This is a genomic window from Paraburkholderia panacisoli (assembly GCF_008369935.1).
GTDB classification, from domain to species: Bacteria; Pseudomonadota; Gammaproteobacteria; order Burkholderiales; family Burkholderiaceae; genus Paraburkholderia; species Paraburkholderia panacisoli.
The window spans coordinates 1-19,646 of the sequence record NZ_VTUZ01000049.1 but is presented as its reverse complement, the minus strand read 5'-3'; the positions used below and the strand labels follow the sequence as shown (position 1 = coordinate 19,646).

Sequence of the window (19,646 nt, the reverse complement as noted above, 5' to 3'; positions counted from 1 at the left end):
TGCGATTTTTTTGCTCCTATGCTTTTCCCAGACACTGCTGATTCGGGCTCATTCGAGCCGCAGCCGCCGGCTTGATCGAGGAACGGAAATGAACGATGTCGCGCCCCTCCTTGCTGCACTGAAGACCGCCGTCGGAGCGGATGCAGTCCTGACTGCGGCGTCCGATCTGGAAGGCTTCACCGAAGACTGGCGAGGGCGCTATAAGGGCTCCGCGACCTGTGTCGTTCTGCCCTCGAATACGGCGCAGGTATCCGCTGTGGTGCGGCTATGTGTCGAGCAGCGCGTGCCGGTGCTGCCGCAAGGGGGCAACACGAGTCTGTGTGGCGGCGCGGTGCCGCCGAATGAGGGCGTGCCGCCCGTCATCGTCAATCTGTCGAGGATGCGGCGCATCCGGCAGATCGACGCCGCCAACGGTTCGATGGAAGTCGAAGCGGGTTGCGTGCTGAAGACCGTGCAGGATGCCGCCGCCGCACAGCACCGTCTCTATGCGGTGAGCCTCGGCGCCGAAGGCTCATGTCAGATCGGCGGCAATCTGTCGACCAATGCGGGCGGCACCGGGGTGCTGCGTTACGGCAATACGCGCGACAACGTGCTCGGCCTCGAAGCCGTGCTCGCTGACGGCACTGTCTGGAACGGTCTGCGCACGCTGCGCAAGGACAACACCGGCCTCGATCTGAAGCATCTGTTCATCGGCACCGAGGGCACGCTGGGCATCATCACGGCGGCCACGTTGAAGCTGCATCCGCTGCCCACGCATCACGCGCTCGCGTGGTTCGCGCCGCTCGATCCCGCCGCCGCGCTGCACGTGCTCGGACTGTTCCAGGCCGCGTGCGGAGCGCGGCTGAATGCGTTCGAGATGATCAACCGCCGTCAACTGGAACTCGTGATCGAACACGTGCCCGAGCGCCGCGATCCGTTCGGCGAAGCACATGAATGGCACGTGCTGGTCGAACTGGCGGACACGCACGGTGGCGACGAAATGGCCGACCTGCTGCAGCGCACGCTCGAGCAGTCCGCCGAAGCCGGCCTCGTCGTCGACGCGGTGGTCGCGAGCAATGACACGCAGCGCGCCGCCCTCTGGGAGATTCGCCACAGCGTGTCGGAAGCGAACAAGAAGGGCGGCGTGGGGTTGACCACCGACTGCGCGGTGCCGGTGTCCGCCGTGCCTGCGTTCATCGAACAGGCCACGCGCGCCGTGCAGGCGATCGTCGCCGGACTGGACGTTCTCGTCGTCGCGCATCTCGGCGACGGCAACGCGCATTTCATCCCCTTCTTCACTTTCGACGCGTGGCGCGAACTCGCCGATCCGGCCGCAACCGCCGCCGCACTGCGCCGCGCCGTCAACGACGTCGCGCACGAACTGCGCGGCACGTTCAGCGCGGAACACGGGGTCGGGCAGACCGGGCTCACCGAGATGGCGCACTACAAGTCCGCCGCGGAGCTGCGCCTGATGCGCGCCGTAAAGCAGGCGCTGGATCCGCACAACCTGCTCAACCCGGGGCGTCTGCTGCCCTGACTTCCGCGGCACCGGAGAACCCGGCCGCCCACGTAACCCGACCTCTCGCAGTACAGGCCTTCCCTCTTCCTCTGGAGCCGACATGAAAAAGCAGCCCGCACGCGATCAGATTCAACAGCCCGGCCGTCGCACGGTCATCAAGACGGCGCTCGCCGGCGCGGCGGGTGTCGCTTTCCCGTTCGTGTGGACGCCGTCGCGCGCGGCGAACAAGCGGATCGTCATCCGCGACGACGGCGGCATCTACACAAAAGCCTACGGCGCGGTGTTCTACAAGCCGTTCACCGAGAAAACCGGCATCGAGGTGATCGGCGTGCAGGCCAACGCGGAGCCGACCGCGCAGATCAAGAGCATGGTCGAAACCGGCAGCTACACGTGGGACATGGCGAAGATCAGCCAGCCGGCGATCCTGTTGCTGACCGCCGGCGGCAAGGAATATCTGGAGAAGCACGGTCTCGAAGCCGATCCGGTGGTCGCGAAGATTCCACAGCAATACATGTCGCCGTATGGCGTGGGCACGAATGTCTACACCACCGTGCTCGCGTATCGCACCGATGCGTTCAAGGGGCGCAAGGCCCCCGAGTCGTGGGCGGATATGTGGAACCTGAAGGACTTTCCGGGCCGCCGCGGGCTGCGCAAGTATCCGTTCGACACGATGGAAGAAGCGTTGATGGCCGATGGGGTACCGGCCTCGCAGGTGTATCCGTGCAACTTCGACCGTGGCTTTGCGAGTCTCGACAAGATCGCGAAACACGTCGACGTATGGTGGACCACCGGCGCGCAGGTCGAACAGATGCTCGGTTCGGGCGAAGTGGACATGATCAGCACCTGGGTTTCGCGCGCACAGTCGGCGATCGCGAACGGCGCGCCGGTGGCGATCGTGTGGAACCAGAACATCTGGGGTTGCGACAACTGGTCGATCCTGAAGGGCACGCCCAATGCCAATGCATGCCGCGAGTTCATCAAGTTCGCCTCCGATCCGAAGCGTCAGGCCGCGCTGGTGGATTACTTCCCAGCCGGCGTCACGCAGCCCGATGCGTTCAGTTTCATCAAGGCGGATATCGCGAAGAACTGCCCCACGTTCCCGGCGAATATGAAAAGCGGCCTGCATATCGACGCCAGGTACTGGCAGGAAAAGCAAAGCGTCGCGCTCGAACGTTTCAACCGCTGGATCCTGACCTGAGCTCCGCTTTCATTTTCAAGGATGCCGATTCCATGTCCGCCTCGAACCTTCAAATTACCGGCCTCAGCAAACGCTATGGCGACTTCGTCGCGCTGGCGCCGACCGATCTCGACGTCGCCCAAGGCGAATTCCTGACCCTGCTCGGCCCGAGCGGCTCGGGCAAGACGACCTTGCTGAGTCTGATCGCCGGCCTCGCGCAACCCGACGCGGGCCAGATTCACATCGATGGCGTCGACGTCACCTGGGGCGCGCCGTATGAACGCGACATCGGCATGGTGTTTCAGAACTACGCGCTGTTTCCGCACATGACGGTCGCGCAGAACATCGCGTTCCCGCTGCAGATGCGCAAGACCGACGCGAAGGCCGCGCGCGACAAGGTGATGCAGGCGCTGGAAATGGTGCATCTGCCGCATGTCGCGCAGCGCTACCCGCGCGAGTTGTCCGGCGGCCAGCAGCAACGGATCGCACTCGCGCGCTGCATGGTGTACCGGCCGTCGATCATCCTGATGGACGAACCGCTCGGCGCGCTCGACAAGAAGCTGCGCGATCACATGCAGCTCGAAATCAAGCGGATTCACCGCGACCTCGGCACGACCATCGTCTACGTCACGCACGATCAGGAAGAGGCGATGACGATGTCCGACCGCATCTGCCTGATGAACGCGGGCTCGATTGCGCAGCTCGGCACGCCGGCCGATCTGTACTTCCGGCCGAAGAGCGTGTTCGTCGCGGACTTCCTCGGCGAGTCGAACCTGCTCGACGCGGTCGTGACCGGCCGCACCGGCGATCAGGTGCAGATCAGCCTGCAAGGCGTCGAGCAGGGACGCGCGATGGTGTACGACCCGGTGATCGCCGACGGCAAACCGGTCAAGCTGATGCTGCGCCCGCAGAACCTGAAGGTTCACGAAGACGTCGGCAGCCGCGCCGACGGCGGCGGCACGTTGTCGGCAAAACTCACCGACATCATGGTCACCGGCAGCATGACGCGGCTCTATCTGCAGCCGCACGAAACCGCTGCGGCGCCGCTCGTCGCGGCGTTCCCCACCAACCGGCTCGGCAGCCAGTACGAAGTCGGGCAGACGCTCGGCTTGTCGTGGCTCGCCGCCGACGCCGTCGCCATTGCGGACTGAGCCATGAATCATTCCGCTCTCACCGCGCAGCCGCCCCACCCCGCGGCCGCCGCCGCGCCCACGGCGCGGCGCCAGCCCTGGCGCGCGTGGCTGCAACCCGGCGCGAAGGGCGCGCCGCTCGTCGTGCTGCTGATCGTGATGCTCGTCTATCCGGTCGGCCAGCTTCTCTTGCTGAGCGTGCATAACGGCCACGGCTTCACGCTGATCGAATACAAGCGGCTGTTCGCGTCGCCCGTGTATGTGGACGTGCTGCTGATCACGCTGAAGGTCTCGCTGTGGACCACGTTCTTCTCCGTACTGACCGGCTACCCGATCGCCTATCTGATCTCGTCGCTCACGCGCGAGCGCAAGAACCGGCTGCTGTTCTGGGTGCTGCTGTCGTTCTGGACCAGCTTTCTGGTGCGCACTTTCGCGTGGGTCGTACTGCTCGGGCGCAACGGCGTGATCAACAAGATCCTGCTCGGCCTCGGCATCATCGATCAGCCGTTGAGCCTGCTCTACAACTTTTCCAGCGTGATCGTCGGCATGGTGCATGCGTTGATGCCGCTCGCCGTGCTGACCATGCTGTCGGTGATGGAAAACATCGACCGCCGCTTGCCGAGCGCGGCGGCAACGCTCGGCGCGCGGCCCGGCACCGTGTTCTGGAAGGTGTACTTCCCGCTTTCGTTGCCGGGCGTCGCGGCCGGTGCGTTGATGGTGTTCGTCACGGCGATCGGCTTTTTCATCACACCCACGCTGCTCGGCGGCCGCCATCAGACGATGATCACCCAGCTCATCATCGACCAGGTGATGCAGGCGCTGAACTGGGGTTTCGCCGGCGCGATCTCGGTACTGCTGCTGGCGGTGGTGCTGGTGGTGTTCCTCGTCTACGACCGGATGGTGGGGCTTTCGACCATGACGGGCGGCAGTTCGACCGCCCGCAAGCCGGGCCGTGCGGGCCAGTGGAGCCGCCAGCTCGGCGACGCCGTGCTGACGTGTCTCGGCAACGTGACGGACGCGCTGATCAGCGTGCTCCCGCGCCGCCGCAAACGCGCCGCCGGCGACGGCGAAAGCCTGGTGCTGCGCGCGGTCGTGATTCTGCTGCTGGTGTTCCTGAGCGCGCCCGCCTCCCTGATGATCCCGCTCTCCTTCGACGCCGGCTCCGGCCTCGCCTGGCCGCCGCATGGCTTTTCGTTGCAGTGGTATCAGCAGATCGTCGACTCGCCGCTGTGGATGCAGGCGCTCACGCGCTCGATGCTGGTGGGCGTCGGCACCGGCATCCTGTCGATGCTGATCGGCACGCCGGCCGCGTTCCTGCTGGTGCGTGGCGGCATGCGCGGCAAGGCGGCCATGCTCGCTTTCGTGCTCGCGCCGATCGTCGTGCCGCGCATGATCATCGCCGTAGGCGTGTTCTATTTCTTCGCGAAGATCGGCCTGGTGGGTTCGTCGCTCGGACTGGTGCTCGCGCATACCACCGTGGCCGTGCCCTACGTCGTGATCACGATGATGGCCGTGCTGCGCAACTACGACACGCGCCTCGACCAGGCGGCGCACAGCATGGGCGCGCGGCCGTGGGCGACGCTGCGCCGCGTCACGTTCCCGATTCTCGGCGCGGGCCTGATGTCGTCGTTCCTGTTCGCGTTCGCCACTTCGTTCGATGAACTGACCATCGCGCTCTTTACGTCGGGCGGCGTGAGCACGACCTTGCCCAAGCAGTTCTGGGACGAAATCACGATGCAGATCTCGCCGGTGATTGCGGCGGTATCGACCTGCCTGTTCGTGTTCATCGCTGCGCTGATCTGGGTGGCCGACCGCTTGCGCCGTCGCAGCCTCACTTCCTGACTCCCCCTCACAGAGACTCCTTCATGCTTTCAGCACAACAATTGCGCGGCATCCTGCCGGCCATCCCGACCCCCGTCAATGCCGACGACAGCATCAATGTCGAAGGCGCGCGCACGCTGATGCGTTACCTGCTGAAGCAGGGCGTGGACGGCTTCGTGCCGCTCGGCGGCACCGGCGAATATGGTGCGCTGGCGCGCGCGGAACGTATCCGGATGGCGGAACTGGTAGTGAGCGAAGCCGGCGGCACGGTGCCGGTGATTCCAGGCGTGCTCGATCCCGGATATCACGACGCGCTCCAGGCCGGCAAGGAATTCGCCGCGGCGGGCGCCGATGGCCTGCTCGTCCTGACGCCCTACTACACGAATCCGACGCAGCAAGGCATTCGCGATTACTTCATGCGCTATGCCGACGAGTCGCCGTTGCCGATCCTGATCTATGAGATCCCGTATCGCACGCGTATCGCGATCGCGCCTGACGTGCTGCACGAATTGTCGAAGCACGAACGGATCATCGGGATGAAGGCTTGCAACACGGACATGTGGCATTTTCTGCGCACCGTGGCGGGCGTCGATGCGTCCTTTGCAGTGCTGAGCGGCGAGGACACCCTGTTTCCGCTGCATGTCGCCGCGGGCGCGCGCGGCGGCATCGTGGTCACCGCCGCCTTGCTGCCGACCGCGTGGCGCACCATCCACCGGCTCGCGAGCGAAGGCAAGACGCAGGAAGCGCTGGCGCTGCATCGCACGCTGTTTCCGCTGATGAACATGGCGTTCGCCGAAACCAATCCGGGGCCGATGAAATCGGTGATGGACCTGATCGGCGTGCATGCGCCCGCGATGCTGTCGCCGCTAGTGCAGGCTGCGCCCGATCTGTCGGCGAGCCTGCGCGTCGAACTCGACAAACAGCTTGAGCGCTTCGAGCGGCGTCAATGAGAGACGGTCGAGCGACCCGCGACCAGCCAATGAGCGTTCAGCGCCCGTAGCTCGAGAGCCGCGACTTGGAAATCGAAGTCGCGGCCACCTGCACGTGTTGCGCGAGTTCGGCTTCCACGCGTTCACGCGACCACCGCGAGGTCGGCACCGAAATGTTGATCGCGGCGACACCCATACCGCCGTAATCGGTCACTGGCGCGGCAACGGAAATATCGCCGAGCACGGTTTCGTTCTCGATCACCGCGTAGCCGCGTCGCGCGACCTTGCGCACGCGTTCGAGCAGTTTGTCGGGATTGGTTTCCGTGTAGTGCGTGAGCGGTTCGAGACGGGTTTGCGCGAGGATCTCGCGCACGCGGTCGTCGGACAGGCGCGACAGGATCGCGATGCCCGCCGCCGTGAACATCGCGGGTAATCGGGCGCCGACTACGATGTCGATGTTCACCAGATGCTGGCCGGGAAAGCGCGCGACGAACACAATTTCGTGGCCGTCGAGTTCGAGCAGATTGGTCGTCTCGCCGAGGCGCCGGCTGATGTCGAGCAGGTACGGCGAAGCCTTGTCGATCAGCTCGTTGGCGCGCACGTAGTTGTATGAGAACTGCAGCACCTTCGTCGTGAGGCCGTAGTTGCGCGTGTCGGGCACCCGGTAGAGATAGCCGAGCGCTTCGAGCGTGTGAACGAGGCGTTGCGTGGCGCTGCGGTCGAGGCCGGATGCGCGCGCAATATCGACGAGCGTCATGTGGCGGCTTGGGCCGTCGAAAGCGTGCAGCACCTGAAACGCTTTCTCGGTCGAGCCGACGAAGAGCGACGAACGGGAGCTCTCCGGCTTGGCGGCCTGCTCGCCGCGAGGCGGGCGTGCGGTGCGTTCTGCCATGGTCGTATCAGGTTGTCCAAAGTTTATCGGATAGCGGTTGAGTCAATTGTAATGCGATTGAACCGGATCACCGAAGCCAATTCGACGTACCACGGAGCATTCATGCTTTCATGTGTTGCCGACTACCGGATCGCCGCGCGCAAACGCCTGCCGCGCCTTGCGTTCGATTATCTCGACGGTGGCGCCGAGGATGGCGATGCGTTGCGGCGCAACCTCGACGCTTACCGGCAGTGGCTGTTCAGGCCGCGTGTGCTGACGGACGTGTCGCAATGTTCGCTAGCGACGCAGTTCTTCGGACACGCGGCGCAGGCTCCGCTGATCGTTGGCCCGACCGGGCTCAACGGCTTGTTCTGGCCGCGCGCCGACGAGTTGCTCGCGCAGGCGGCGAGCCACGCGGGCTTGCCCTTCGTGCTTTCGACCGCGTCGACTTCGCTGCTCGAAGACGTGCGTGCGGCAGCACCCGGCGGCGATCTGTGGATGCAGTTGTACGTCCCCAAGGATCGGCGTATCGCCGAGGATCTGATGCGGCGGGCAAGCGCCGCCGGTTTTTCAACGCTGGTTCTGACGGTCGACGTGCCGGTTCACGGCAAGCGCGATCACGACACCCGCAATGGTTTCGCGCTGCCACTGCGAGTTTCGCCGAGACTCGTTGCCGACTGCATCCTGCATCCACGCTGGTGTTGGCAGATCGCGCGACATGGCGCACCTCAGTTGAAGAACCTCGCGCGCAGCGTGGGCGAACGCGCGGACCTGTCGCGGCATGCAGCGATGCTTAGCCGGCAGATGGATTTGACGCTGACATGGACGGACCTCGCATGGATCCGGCGGCACTGGAGCGGCAAGCTGATCGTGAAAGGCGTGCAGGGGCGCGACGATGCGGTGCTGGCGCACGCGTATGGCGCAGATGGGATCGTCCTGTCGAATCATGGCGGGCGGCAATTAGGTAGCACCTTGTCGCCGCTGGAGTTGTTGCCGCAAATCGCCGATGAGCTTGGTGACCGGCTCGGTGTTTTTATCGACGGCGGCATACGGCGCGGCAGCGATGCGGTGAAGGCTGTCGCTTTGGGCGCCCGGGGCGTATTGCTTGGGCGTGCACCGCTTTATGGGCTTGCGGGGCGGGGCGGTGCCGGGGTCGAGGAAGTGTTGGCGTTGGTGATGAATGAGATGCTGATCACTATGCGGTTGTTGGGGTGTGGGAAGTTGGCGAGGTTGGGGCGTGAGTTTGTTGAGCGGGCTCCTGTTTGAGCGCGTGAGATGCGTGTGAGAGGCCAGAAAATTTACCGATGCTGCGTATTGCGCGCGCGCATTCTGGACCAGTCTGAAATCCAGAATGTAGGCGACCACCGTGCACAAAGATCCGAGCAGCAAGATCGCCGCCCGGTTCGTTAGATTGGTGTCTGCGGCCACGGGCCCGTTAGACCATGGTCGACTAGTGGGTGGAGAACACCGAGATGCCGCCGTTGGAGAATCCTGCCGCACCGGGCTGGAACGGCACATACACTTGCCCAAGCGTGCTGTCGATGGCGACTGAATGCGCCCCTGTGCCGACCGCAATCTTGAAGAGCAACTGCCGTGACGCGCCGTCGATCACGCCCATCTGTGGGCTGAATCCTGAGGATGCCGCGGTACCGCTCGTGACGTAGTGCCTGGCCGGCAAGAAATAGCGATTGGACGCCGGGTCGTAGCCAACCTGGTCCACCCCGCCGAATGGCAGGCTAGCGCGAATCGCGCCACTCGCACGATCGAGAATGAGCGTGATGAGCGGGTCACCGGCTGGCGGATCACATCCGACGAGCACGTCGTTATTCGGGCCAAGCACGATTCCCGTCGGCCCGCATTTTCCCAATGGAAACGACTTGCTGACAGTGGGGCTTCCCGCCACCGCGGAGACGGCGGTGATCACATCAAGCTGGCCGTCGGGATTCGCGGACGTTCCGTCGTTGTTGATCAGGAAGCTCTTCGAGGCAGGATCGTAGGTACACGCTTCAAGCCCCGACGATCCATTGAAAGGAAGCTTTGCCACAGCCGTTTGCGTCAGCGTCGAAATGAACGTCACAAACGGCGGAGAGTCCCCAGGGCTCGCGTACATCACGAGATGATCGTCGGGATCGTAGCAGCCCTCATCGACGCGCGATCCGGAATTACTGATGGCAATCGTGTTGACGGCCTTGTGCGCGGCCGTATCGATGACCTTAACGGAGTCCACATCCCCGACATAAATTGTGTTCGTGCCGGTGATAGCTACAATTCCGTCGGGACCGGACTCGTTTGTCGTTGCGCCAGCACCTATGAATGGCCCGGGAATCTGTGCGATCAACGTGTTCGATTTGGTGTCCACGAGATCGACTGCTTTGTTATTGCGGTCGGCGAGAAAGTACTGGCCGGCCTCGACGTAACCGATGTCGAAACTGAATGGCGGGCTCGAAGCGTTGGGCACGGCGATATTCGTCAATAGCTTTGGCGGTGTCGGTGCGCTGATGTCATCTCCACCTCCGCAAGCGGCCAACGCGGCTGCGGCGAGCAACATCAAACTCATCAGGCGCTTATCCATCTATTCGTCTCCTTTCCGTTTATCGGCCTGACCATCGGTCCATGGATCGGCCTGAGCAATTGGATTTTTTCCACCCATCGTCGACAAAAAATCGACAATCCATTTCTTAAGGAATCTTAAGAAATAGTCGCCTGAAGAAACTAGCCGCATTTGTCATGACTGCAGCTGCACAGTGCATGACTTGCGGCTAGAGACCGGCAGTACGGTTCACACAATGGCGGCGACGTGGAAAATCGGAAAGTAAAAGTTATTTATGGTATGCATTGAATGGACGCTATAGCTGTAATCAATTTGAAGCTTCCATAGACGTGGTAGTGACACGCCAACTGCAATTTCAGTCTACGGATTGTTCCTGTTCCTTGCGGTGTGGCAGGGTCAAGTGAGCCGCACCTACGTCGCGGCCTGGCGCCGCGCGTGGGGTTGCCTGATTTCGTTTTTTTCGCTTCCACGCGTGGTACGCAAAGTGATCTGCACCACGAACTCACTTGAAAGCGTCAGGGCCCAGCTACGCAAGATCATCAAGACGCGTGGACACCTCCATCCGACGACGCGGCGACCAAACTGCTCTGGCTCGCCCTGCGCGAGACTACCGTCGACTGGCATCGTGCGGCCCATGACTGGAAGGCCGCGATGCGGCAGTTCGCGATCGCCTACGAGGATCGCTTCACCCGACTCAACAAATAGAATGAAATTGACTCTCTGTAATGCGCTACCCCCGCCGCGAGCGACCACGTGATCGAACTCCGGGTTGTGCATCCACGACAGTGAGGAGATGCTGGCGGCCCTCATCGAGAATTTCGTCCGCCAGCGCCGGGTCAATATCGGTAACGGCACGCGAAAGCAGTAGCGTGCCAACCATCTGGCTGAACAGCGTGATCGCCTTCTTGCGGCTACCTTCTTTGCTTCCATGCGTCTCCGCGATGACTCTGGCGAATTGTTCGAAGTTCCCCGCGAGACCACCCGCGTAAGCGTTGCGTGCCGCTTCGCTCAACCGGCGGGCGTCGCCTACGAAACCCGACAACGGACACCCCGCATCGATATTTGCGCGATGTTCGGGCGACAGGTACCACTGAATCTGTTCCCTGACCGGGTCGGCGTCAGCCGACCTGGCGGCTTCGATCATCGAAGCAAACGCGTCTCCACCATCCTCCATGGCCTTGTCCATCACCGCCGCGACCAGCGCGTCCTTTGATTTGAAGTGGTTGTAGAAACCGCCCTGTGTGAAGCCCGCCGCCTTCATCAACTCGGCGAGCCCGACCGCATCGACGCCGCGCTCCCGAAACAGTTTCTCGGCGGCTGCGACGATCGCGTGCCGGTTTTCAATCGCCTGCTGCTTGGAAACACCCATTCTCCCTCTCCTCAGCCAACCACGAACCAATAAGATCCATCAAAAAATACAATGGTGATCACCATTGACATTGGCGCGACGCCCGCCCAGAATCCAACCCGATGACAATGTCATTCACCATTGTCTTAAGTATAGCCTTCTTTACCTGCATGTTCAGGCAGTAGGGGGCACAGCGGCTTTGCGGCGCCTGAGGGCGTCGTCAGCCCCGTCTTTAAAGAGGAGCAAACATGACGAACACAACCCCTGAACAAAACAAGGCGCTCGTGCTGGAAGCGTTCGACACCCTGTTCAACAAGCGCGACTACGTTGCAGCCGAGCACTTCTGGTCCGATCGCTACATTCAGCACAGCGCCCATATCGCGCCGGGGCGCGAAGGCCTGTTCGATCTGATCCGCACGCTGCCCGATACCTTGCGTTACGAGAACCAGCTGATCGTGGCCGAGGGCGACTATGTCATCGCACATGGCCGGTTTTCGGGAAGCGGCAGACCCGCCGCTTGGATTGCAGCCGACGTCGTTCGCTTTGAAGACGGCAAGCTGGCCGAGCACTGGGATGTCCTTCAGGACGAAGCGACCCAGGACCAATCCGCGAGCGGCCTGCCGATGTTCGGCGACCGGTTCCCTGCCTGACCACACCAGCATCAATCACTCAAGCATCAACAAGGAAACAATCATGAAACTCACCGGAAACACGATCTTCATTACGGGCGGCGGTTCGGGCATTGGCCGCGGGCTAGCCGAGGCGCTTCACAAGCGCGGCAACAAGGTCATCATCAGCGGCCGCCGGCGCAGCCATCTTGACGAGGTGGTGGCGGCGAATCCCGGCATCGCCGCGATCGAGCTCGACATCAACGATGTCGCCAGCATCGAGCGGGTAGCGGCACAACTGATCGCGGACTATCCCGATCTCAACGTGCTGATCAACAACGCAGGGATCATGCAGCCGGACCAGGCGGGCGGCCACATCGACGATGCGCTGATGGTGTCCACCATCACGACCAACCTCATGGGACCGATCCGCATGACGTCGGCGCTGATCGATCACCTCAAGACCAGGAATGACGCTGTCGTCGCCTATACGAGCTCGGTGCTGGCTTTCGTGCCGTTGGCCATGACCGCCGTGTACTCGTCGACCAAGGCGGCGCTGCATTCGTACATCCTCTCGCAACGCTTCATGCTGCGGGACACGAAGGTTCGGGTACTCGAGATCGCTCCGCCCTGGGTGCGTACGGACCTCATGAACAGCCGCGAAGCCGAACAGGCGATGCCGCTTGAAGCGTTCATCGACGAAACGATTGCTGTCCTCGGAACGGATGTGGATGAGGTTCTGGTTGAAGGTGCGAAGCAGTTCCGCGAGAACCCGGGGCCCGCTGAGCATGCTTTCGTCAATGGCTTGAATGCACAGATGCTGGAAGTGCTGGGCGGATGAGCGGCTGCCTGCCGGATACGTGATACAGGCGACCTCTGCGCAGAACAAGGCGTTCGTGCCGGAGGCGTTCGACACCCTGTCCCACGAGAGGGGACCTGCGGTGCAACCGAGCGGTTAAGATCGCCTCGCCACGGCTGGCTGACACGAGCCGCTCCGCCATCCGTGCGCGCATCGCCGCAGTTCAGAACCTTGCATCGGACAGGCGATAGGCCACCGGGGCAGACCAGCACTACAGGAAACGACATGACGAATGATCTTTTGAAGCTGGCTATCGAGGCCCATGGAGGCCTTTCGCGCTGGAATGCGTTCAGAACGCTCGAAGCCGAAATGTCGATCACAGGCGCCATCTGGCACGTCAAACAGAAGCCAGATATTTTCAGGCACGTTGTCGTCGCAATGGATACGCAAGCCCAGCGTGTCGAATTGCGACCGTTGACAACGCCCGACCGATACTTCCTTTTTACCCCGGGCCGCATCGCCATCGAATCGACGGACGGGCGCGTACTCGAGAGTCGCGACAATCCGCGTTCATCCTTCGCCGGACATAGTGAACAGACGCCTTGGGACGATCTTCATGCAGCATATTTCTGCAGTTATGCGCTGTGGACCTATTTCAGCACGCCGTTTCTCTACACCTACCAGGGCGTGGTCACTGAAGAGTTGTCGCCATGGCGTGAAAACGGTGAGCAATGGCGGCGCTTGAAAGTAACGTTCCCGGCTTCCATCGATACGCACTCGCGCGAGCAGGTTTCGTACTTTGGCCCGGATGGTCTGCTGCGGCGCCATGATTACACCGTCGACGTCATGGGCGGCGCTACAGGCGCAAACTATGCGTCGAACTACCGCGACTTTGACGGCGTCATCGTGCCGGCGACCCGGCGCGTCTTCGCTCATGACGCCGATGGCCGGAAAATTGACGAACCGCTGCTGGTTGCCATCGACATTGGCACGGTTTCCTTTCGCTAGAGCCACGCAGCGGGAAGGCTTCCAAGGGGGCATGGCGATTAAAAGGAGACGGCTGCAAGGAACGTTAGGACACTTCGCAGCGGAGCTACGCGTCGATCCAAAATCAGAAGTCTGGGAGGGCTCCGGCCCCACCTCTCCCTCGGAAGCTGGCATTCGCAGAGTGCTGAAACAACGGATCTCGAATGACCGCAATGACCGACAACGCCGTGAATGTGACTGATGCGATAAACGACTTCGGCGTCTAGCGCCTAAAATTAAAAATAGCGCCAGTCCCTTTGTGTGGGGCGGCTCGCCTTATCCTCTTCTATCAACGGCAGGCGGCCATGAACACTCACGATGCGCCTTTCGTTCGCCCGGTGCTGGCTGCATTTTGCGGGGCTTCACTTGCAATGCTCGTCGCTTGCAGTGGAAGCGCCTGCTTCAGCCTCGATGGCTGTGGCGGCGGAAACGGGATGCCAAGCGTCACCCTATCCGGCACGGCAGCCACCGGCAAGGCGCTCGCCAGCGCGATGGTCAGCGTCAGTTGTGCGTCGGGTTCGGGCTCCACCTTGTCAGACGGCGGTGGACATTACAGCATTACGCTCAACGCCGCGCTTCCCTGCATCCTCGCTGTGACGTCCGGCGGCACGACCCTGCATTCGCTGGCATTTGCCGGCGGCACTTTCAATACGACACCCGAAACCGAACTGATGTTGGTCTATCTCGCTTCGCAACTTGGCACCAACGAGACCGGTCTGATTGCGGGCTTCCAGAGCAACTCACAGTTCCAACGGGTGCTGGCAAATCAGACCGATGTCCAGGCTGCGCAATCGGCAGTCGTCACGAATCTGCAGCAGCGCTATGCGGTCACACTGACGGTACCCGCGTTTCTGACGACGCCGCTTATCGTCGGGCAAGCAGGGGGCGACAGCGATCTCGGCGCGCTGGCGGCAGCAGGCGCCATCGACGTCAATGGCATGCCCGATCCGGCTGCCGTCTCGCTGCTGTCCGCGGCAGGTCTCGCCCATCCGCTCACAACTACGTCCACACCTTCATCCGGCACTGGCGGCACAGGGAGCGCCGCCGGCGGCATGATGTGAACTGAGGCAGTTTGAGGCTGACGTCATCAGGCAGAGGTCGACAATCTCCAGTCGTTCATGTCGTCAACGTGCCGTCCATCTCGGCCACCACCGACGTCGCGAGCAATGTCGCCTGCTGCGCCGCAAAAGCGGGACTCGACACGATGACGGCATCGCTGGCCCGCGCTCTCGCGCCGCGCATCCGGGTGCTGAACGTGTCGCCGGGCGTCGGCGACACGAGTTTCGTATCTGGGCGGGGCGCTGACTTCAACGACAAAGTGGCGGCAACGACGCCTCGTGGGCGGATCGGTACACCCGACGACACCGCCGCGGCAATCGAGGCGTGCACAACCCACCTCACGTTCAGTACGGGCGTGACGATCATCGAGAAGCACGGACCATTTCATGAACGTGCAACTGAGCGCGCCAGGAAGTCCGCTTGTGCCGGTCGAGCAAGATTGATGTTACCTATTTGCGGCATGTTGACGCCTAACCTATCTTGAATGACTGGACGGCATTTACCCCGTGGCTTTCCCAAAGGCCAGGGGTGTGGCTCTCTGCCGGCCGGTTCCAACGCGCGTAGTCAGAGGTTCACGATGAACAGCGACGCAGCTTCCCCACCGGGCGGCCCGGGAAACCAGACAGAAGTCGGCACGAACGGCGTCGATCGTTCTGCCGTGGCGGATGCGCAAACCCCAGAAAGCACCCCGCGCTGGCATCAGATATTTCCGGTACTGACTGACGCCGAGATTGATCGGATCAATCGCTTCGGTGCGATACACAGCTACGCCGTCGGCGAATTCTTATATCGCGCGGGCGGCATGAGTCCAGGCATGTTCGTCCTGTTGTCGGGCACGGTTCGATACACGGCGCGCGACGGACTGGGCCATCGACGTTTGCTGCGCTCTCAGGCGAAACGGGGCGAATTCACCTCCGACGTTGGCATGCTTTCAGGCAAGCCCGGCCTTGTCGATGCGGAGGTTATCGAAGATGTCGTGGCGCTCGTGATTGCGCCGGAAAAGCTGCGTGCCCTGATGATCGGCGAGGCGGAGCTCGGCGAAAGGATCATGCGCGCGCTGATCCTGAGGCGCGTCGCCGCGATCGAGCGCGGGCAAGGGGCAGTGCTCGTTGGCCCGCCCGACAACGAGCGGCTCCTCGCGTTGCAACATTTCCTGCAACGCAATGCTTACCCGCATATGACGCTTGACGAAAGCGGTGCCGATGCCACCGCGTTGCTCGATCGCATGACGCCTCGGCGCGATGACATGCCGCTCGTTGTCTGCCCGGATGGCACCGTGCTGCGCAATCCGGACGATGGGCAGCTCGCCTCGTGCCTGGGACTCGTGCCGGAATTCGATCCCATGCATGTTTACGACGTCGCGATCGTCGGCGCGGGACCTGCCGGCCTGGCGGCTGCCGTCTATGCGGCATCTGAAGGCTTGTCAGTGGCAGTCTTCGATTGCCGCGCGCCGGGCGGCCAGGCAGGCACGAGTGCCCGCATCGAAAATTATCTGGGCTTTCCGACCGGCATTTCGGGGCAAGCGCTAGCCGGCAGGGCATTTAACCAGGCGCAGAAATTCGGCGCGCACATCGCGATTCCCGTCGAGGTGAAAGGCTTGCATTGCGGCGCATACCCGCTCGAGGTGGAGCTTGCCAGTTCGCGGCGCGTTGCGGCACGGACGGTAGTCGTTGCGAGCGGCGCGGAATATCGGCATCCGGCAGTGAGCGGGCTTGCGCGCTTCGAAGGTCACGGCGTCTATTATTGGGCGACGTCGATCGAGGCCCGGCTGTGCCGCAGCGAAACCGTGCTGCTGGTTGGTGGCGGAAATTCAGCAGGACAGGCCATTGTGTTTCTTGCATCGCATGCGGCCCATGTTCATGTCCTCGTCAGGGGCCAGGATCTCGAACACGGCATGTCGCGCTATCTGATCGAGCGAATTGCCGCGTTGCCGAACGTGACGATCCATATGGGTTCGGAAATAACGGCTCTCGAAGGTGACGAACGGCTGGAGTCCGTCCACTATCGGCGACGCGATGGGGGTATAGAAAGTCTGAAGACGCATCACGTGTTCCTTTTTATCGGTGCCGACCCAAACACGAACTGGCTGCGCACGTGCGGAGTGTCGCTGGACCCGAGAGGATTCGTGTTGACCGATACCGACCTGGGAACACGCGCCAGCGGGCCCACGCTCCCGCTGCATACCAGTGTCGACGGCGTGTTTGCAATCGGCGATGTTCGATCGGGTTCCACCAAGCGCGTTGCAGGGGCCGTGGGCGAAGGGGCAGCGGTGGTCGCGCAGATTCACCGCTTTTTAGCCATGAAGCGCGCCGAAACGCCCGCGCCTTCCAGGCATGGGTAAGCCGCCAGTCGCGCTGGGTTGGAAGGCTTGATATGTCGCGCGGACCTCTTTTAAATCTAGATGGCGTTACATCCGTATTGGAAGAGGCACGGACCGCTCAAACCAGGAACTTGGCCGCAGCGCGCTTCCGATGTGGCTACCATCCATATCTCAGTTCGACACCGAGGTAGTCCGCGTTACTCCGCCTGCGTTGCGAATCGAGTCGCCCACCCGAAAAGCGCGACAAAGCTGAGCGTGTCCACGTAGCCCGCGATGGCTGGGCGACGCTGTCTTCAGATTTCATCGAGCGTCTCCCGTGCCGGGGAATGACATCGGGCGGCCTCGCGACCGTCATGACGCATCACCCCGGCATCCCGCGTCTACTGCGCAACTGCGTGAATCTCGGCGATATAACCACCAGGGAACTGCACGAGCGCGGCTTCGCGCTTATCCGAAGTGAACGGCGGGACCAGCACCGTGACGCCTGCCGCCTGCGCCTTCTGCAGCGTGTCGGCGAGATTCGTCACTTCATAACCCGTCATCTCCCGGCCGAACGGCCAGGGCAGGTGGCCGTCGGTCGCCAGCACCGTCATCCTGCCGAATCCCGAGTCGATCCGCACACGCCGGTATGTATCGCCGGGCCGGCCAATCTCGACACCGGGCGCCTTGCGGTCATCGGCGACGACCTTGCCATGCGAAAAGGCCACGAAATCGTGGATCAACGCATCCGCGCGTTTCGACGACACGTAGACCCGGTTCTCGGGCACCGTCTGCAGGGGAACATAGTTCGGCGCCTGGTTGTGCCAGTAAAGCTGCATGTCGACGCCGCCGGGCCACTCAATGATCGCATCGCGTCCGATCGGGTCGGGGAAGGTCGCGACCTTGATGTCCGCCCCGTGCGCCTTCGCCGACTTCATGGCGGCGTCCATATCGGTCACGAGGTACCCCGTGCGCTCGTTGCCGAACGGATACGGAACAGGCGTCTTGAAGCCGAAGACGGAGATCGTGCCGACGGGCGTGAAGACGAGTTGCGACATCGTCTGGCTCGGCGTGGGCGTCACCTGAAAGACGCCCTGTTGCGACTTGTGCCCACCGAAGGTCGCAACAAAGCTGTCGGTGAACCTGTCGAAGTCTTCCGGCGCAACGTAGACATGAGTGGTGTCGTATTGCGGTCCCACAGCGAGCTGCGGTTTCGCAACGGGCTGTGGAATTCTCGGCGGTGTGGCCGACGCGACTGACGATGCGGCGAGACAGATGACGGCAAGCGCTGTCGCTGCCAGCGAACGGAGATTACCCATGATGGTGAGGGTCCCTTAAGGTATTTACTGACCACCGGCATGGCCGGAGGAATGTTTGACGCCGGCGAGGCATGTCGCCATGACAAGCGCAGCGATGAGTCCAAGGTGCTCGAAGAAGGCATTCAACGCAAAAAAGTGCGCGTCGCCCGTCAGGTTCCAGAAGTCGTTCGCGACGAACATCGCCACAGCCGTCAATGCACCCAGTGCGCCCGCGCCCAGCCACACGAAGCGGCTGAAGATCACGCAGGCCGAGCCGCCAAGCTCGACGCCGATCGCGAGCGCCGCCCACAGCCACCCCGGGTGCAGCCCGAAATGCTCCTGCTCGAGCACGGCGGCATGAAAATTCGCGAGCTTGGCCACACCTCCGATCACATACGCGGACACGAGCGCCACGCGCGCCACCAGCGGCAACCAGCGCGGCGCGAGCAGCGCGGCGATCCAGGGCGGATTCCCTTGTGCGTGCGTGCTCATGTCAGACCGCCCAGCATGCACAGCCGAGCGCGCCCCAGAACGAACGCAGGTCCGACGCCGGCGCATTGTTCGACCAGGCGCGCGCATGGTCGTGGCCATGCACGGCACAACCATTCGGGCAGCCGCACGATAACGCCGCCATCTGTTGCAACGAAGCTTCGCCCTCGCCCTTCGAATCCTTCCACGCACCGAAGCCGCCGAAGCGACACACGGGCGACCATTCGGGCATCGCGGGAGGCGGCGCGCTGTCGTCGAGATGAGCGAACGCTGCGCCGCCATACACGATGCGGCCGCCGACAATCGTCAGATCCGACACCGTGCTTGCGATCTCGTCCTCGGCGCAGGTGAAGAAGTCGCGGTCGGGAACGATCAGGTCGGCGAGCTGCCCCACAGCGATCTGACCTTTCTTGCCTTCTTCGTTGGAGAACCAGGCGGCCTTCTCGGTCCACATCCGCAGCGCCGTCTCGCGGTCAAGGCAGTTGCGCTGCGGATAAAGGCGCAGGCCGCCGACCGTCTTGCCCGTCACCAGCCATGCAAGCGACACCCACGGGTTGTACGACGCGACACGCGTGGCATCCGTGCCCGCCGCGGTGCGCACGCCCTTCTCGAGCATGCGCGCGATCGGCGGCGTCGCCTCGGCCGCGGCCGCGCCGTAACGTTCGACGAAATACTCGCCCTGGTAGGCCATTCGGTGTTGCACCGCCACGCCGCCGCCGAGCGCCGCGATACGGTCCATCGAA

At 62.7% G+C, this 19,646-nt stretch carries 17 protein-coding genes and 2 pseudogenes; 13 read left to right on the top strand and 6 right to left on the bottom strand.

Annotated features, from left to right (window positions below; all coding sequences use genetic code 11):
• Nucleotides 1-88 precede the first annotated feature (88 nt).
• From FVF58_RS41830 to dapA, 5 genes are all read left to right on the top strand, one after another.
• On the top strand, nt 89-1,516 hold the full coding sequence (locus FVF58_RS41830) for an FAD-binding oxidoreductase (protein WP_149675499.1): 1,428 nt from the start codon (nt 89-91) through the stop codon (nt 1,514-1,516).
• A gap of 82 nt (nt 1,517-1,598) precedes the next feature.
• Nucleotides 1,599-2,696 (top strand): ABC transporter substrate-binding protein, encoded by a 1,098-nt coding sequence (locus FVF58_RS41825; protein WP_149675498.1) that lies wholly within the window; start codon nt 1,599-1,601, stop codon nt 2,694-2,696.
• A gap of 32 nt (nt 2,697-2,728) precedes the next feature.
• Complete coding sequence (locus FVF58_RS41820) at nt 2,729-3,826, top strand: ABC transporter ATP-binding protein (protein ID WP_149675497.1); 1,098 nt, start codon at nt 2,729-2,731, stop codon at nt 3,824-3,826.
• 3 nt (nt 3,827-3,829) lie between these two features.
• Nucleotides 3,830-5,647, top strand: coding sequence for an ABC transporter permease subunit (locus FVF58_RS41815; protein WP_149675496.1), 1,818 nt, complete (start codon nt 3,830-3,832; stop codon nt 5,645-5,647).
• Between the two features lie 23 nt (nt 5,648-5,670).
• Nucleotides 5,671-6,576 (top strand): 4-hydroxy-tetrahydrodipicolinate synthase, encoded by a 906-nt coding sequence (gene dapA, locus FVF58_RS41810; protein ID WP_149675495.1) that lies wholly within the window; start codon nt 5,671-5,673, stop codon nt 6,574-6,576.
• Nucleotides 6,577-6,613: 37 nt separating this feature from the next.
• On the opposite strand, the gene FVF58_RS41805 is transcribed toward dapA, so the two are convergent.
• Complete coding sequence (locus FVF58_RS41805; protein ID WP_149675494.1) at nt 6,614-7,447, bottom strand: IclR family transcriptional regulator; 834 nt, start codon at nt 7,445-7,447, stop codon at nt 6,614-6,616.
• Between the two features lie 102 nt (nt 7,448-7,549).
• Here FVF58_RS41805 and FVF58_RS41800 point away from each other — a divergent pair, with 102 nt between their 5' ends.
• Nucleotides 7,550-8,692, top strand: a complete 1,143-nt coding sequence (locus FVF58_RS41800; protein WP_149675493.1) for an alpha-hydroxy acid oxidase — start codon at nt 7,550-7,552, stop codon at nt 8,690-8,692.
• A 184-nt stretch (nt 8,693-8,876) separates the two neighbouring features.
• Here the strand turns inward: FVF58_RS41800 and FVF58_RS41795 are convergent, their stop codons facing one another.
• Nucleotides 8,877-9,998: a YncE family protein gene (locus tag FVF58_RS41795; RefSeq protein ID WP_149675492.1), complete on the bottom strand. Its 1,122-nt coding sequence runs from the start codon at nt 9,996-9,998 to the stop codon at nt 8,877-8,879.
• Between the two features lie 373 nt (nt 9,999-10,371).
• On the opposite strand from FVF58_RS41795, the pseudogene FVF58_RS41790 reads away from it, so the two are divergent.
• Nucleotides 10,372-10,682, top strand: a pseudogene (locus FVF58_RS41790) (transposase); the annotation flags it as partial.
• A 25-nt stretch (nt 10,683-10,707) separates the two neighbouring features.
• Here the strand turns inward: FVF58_RS41790 and FVF58_RS41785 are convergent.
• Nucleotides 10,708-11,346: a TetR/AcrR family transcriptional regulator gene (locus FVF58_RS41785; RefSeq protein WP_149675491.1), complete on the bottom strand. Its 639-nt coding sequence runs from the start codon at nt 11,344-11,346 to the stop codon at nt 10,708-10,710.
• Nucleotides 11,347-11,573: 227 nt separating this feature from the next.
• Between FVF58_RS41785 and FVF58_RS41780 the strand changes: the two genes are divergently transcribed.
• The 6 genes and pseudogenes from FVF58_RS41780 (at nt 11,574) to FVF58_RS41755 (ending at nt 17,158) form a co-directional block, all read left to right on the top strand.
• A complete protein-coding gene (locus FVF58_RS41780; RefSeq protein WP_149675490.1) occupies nt 11,574-11,975 on the top strand; it encodes a nuclear transport factor 2 family protein in 402 nt (133 codons plus the stop codon).
• Between the two features lie 43 nt (nt 11,976-12,018).
• On the top strand, nt 12,019-12,774 hold the full coding sequence (locus FVF58_RS41775) for an SDR family oxidoreductase (RefSeq protein ID WP_149675489.1): 756 nt from the start codon (nt 12,019-12,021) through the stop codon (nt 12,772-12,774).
• A 243-nt stretch (nt 12,775-13,017) separates the two neighbouring features.
• Complete coding sequence (locus FVF58_RS41770) at nt 13,018-13,740, top strand: hypothetical protein (protein WP_149675488.1); 723 nt, start codon at nt 13,018-13,020, stop codon at nt 13,738-13,740.
• Between the two features lie 323 nt (nt 13,741-14,063).
• On the top strand, nt 14,064-14,819 hold the full coding sequence (locus FVF58_RS41765) for a hypothetical protein (protein ID WP_149675487.1): 756 nt from the start codon (nt 14,064-14,066) through the stop codon (nt 14,817-14,819).
• Between the two features lie 59 nt (nt 14,820-14,878).
• Nucleotides 14,879-15,196 (top strand): annotated as a pseudogene (locus tag FVF58_RS53560) (SDR family oxidoreductase); the annotation flags it as partial.
• A 198-nt stretch (nt 15,197-15,394) separates the two neighbouring features.
• Entirely contained in the window at nt 15,395-17,158 is a 1,764-nt protein-coding gene (locus tag FVF58_RS41755) for an FAD-dependent oxidoreductase (RefSeq protein WP_149675485.1), read from the top strand.
• Nucleotides 17,159-17,517: 359 nt separating this feature from the next.
• Here FVF58_RS41755 and FVF58_RS41750 read toward each other — a convergent pair whose 3' ends face one another.
• The 3 genes from FVF58_RS41750 to FVF58_RS41740 all read right to left on the bottom strand — a co-directional run.
• A complete protein-coding gene (locus FVF58_RS41750; RefSeq protein ID WP_149675484.1) occupies nt 17,518-18,435 on the bottom strand; it encodes a glyoxalase in 918 nt (305 codons plus the stop codon).
• Between the two features lie 24 nt (nt 18,436-18,459).
• The gene (locus FVF58_RS41745) at nt 18,460-18,906 is read right to left on the bottom strand and encodes a DoxX family protein (protein ID WP_149675483.1); all 447 of its coding nucleotides are present in this window, start codon (nt 18,904-18,906) and stop codon (nt 18,460-18,462) included.
• Between the two features lies 1 nt (nt 18,907).
• Nucleotides 18,908-19,646: amidohydrolase family protein (locus tag FVF58_RS41740; protein WP_149675482.1), on the bottom strand; the 739-nt coding region annotated here is incomplete at its 5' end.

Coding starts and splice junctions, on each gene's coding strand:
- FVF58_RS41825 (WP_149675498.1), top strand. CDS start 1,599: ATGAAAAAGCAGCCCGCACGCGATCAGATTCAACAGCCCGGCCGTCGC.
- dapA (WP_149675495.1), top strand. CDS start 5,671: ATGCTTTCAGCACAACAATTGCGCGGCATCCTGCCGGCCATCCCGACC.
- FVF58_RS41765 (WP_149675487.1), top strand. CDS start 14,064: ATGAACACTCACGATGCGCCTTTCGTTCGCCCGGTGCTGGCTGCATTT.
- FVF58_RS41780 (WP_149675490.1), top strand. CDS start 11,574: ATGACGAACACAACCCCTGAACAAAACAAGGCGCTCGTGCTGGAAGCG.
- FVF58_RS41815 (WP_149675496.1), top strand. CDS start 3,830: ATGAATCATTCCGCTCTCACCGCGCAGCCGCCCCACCCCGCGGCCGCC.
- FVF58_RS41750 (WP_149675484.1), bottom strand. CDS start 18,435: ATGGGTAATCTCCGTTCGCTGGCAGCGACAGCGCTTGCCGTCATCTGT.
- FVF58_RS41775 (WP_149675489.1), top strand. CDS start 12,019: ATGAAACTCACCGGAAACACGATCTTCATTACGGGCGGCGGTTCGGGC.
- FVF58_RS41770 (WP_149675488.1), top strand. CDS start 13,018: ATGACGAATGATCTTTTGAAGCTGGCTATCGAGGCCCATGGAGGCCTT.
- FVF58_RS41785 (WP_149675491.1), bottom strand. CDS start 11,346: ATGGGTGTTTCCAAGCAGCAGGCGATTGAAAACCGGCACGCGATCGTC.
- FVF58_RS41800 (WP_149675493.1), top strand. CDS start 7,550: ATGCTTTCATGTGTTGCCGACTACCGGATCGCCGCGCGCAAACGCCTG.
- FVF58_RS41795 (WP_149675492.1), bottom strand. CDS start 9,998: ATGGATAAGCGCCTGATGAGTTTGATGTTGCTCGCCGCAGCCGCGTTG.
- FVF58_RS41745 (WP_149675483.1), bottom strand. CDS start 18,906: ATGAGCACGCACGCACAAGGGAATCCGCCCTGGATCGCCGCGCTGCTC.
- FVF58_RS41830 (WP_149675499.1), top strand. CDS start 89: ATGAACGATGTCGCGCCCCTCCTTGCTGCACTGAAGACCGCCGTCGGA.
- FVF58_RS41820 (WP_149675497.1), top strand. CDS start 2,729: ATGTCCGCCTCGAACCTTCAAATTACCGGCCTCAGCAAACGCTATGGC.
- FVF58_RS41755 (WP_149675485.1), top strand. CDS start 15,395: ATGAACAGCGACGCAGCTTCCCCACCGGGCGGCCCGGGAAACCAGACA.
- FVF58_RS41805 (WP_149675494.1), bottom strand. CDS start 7,447: ATGGCAGAACGCACCGCACGCCCGCCTCGCGGCGAGCAGGCCGCCAAG.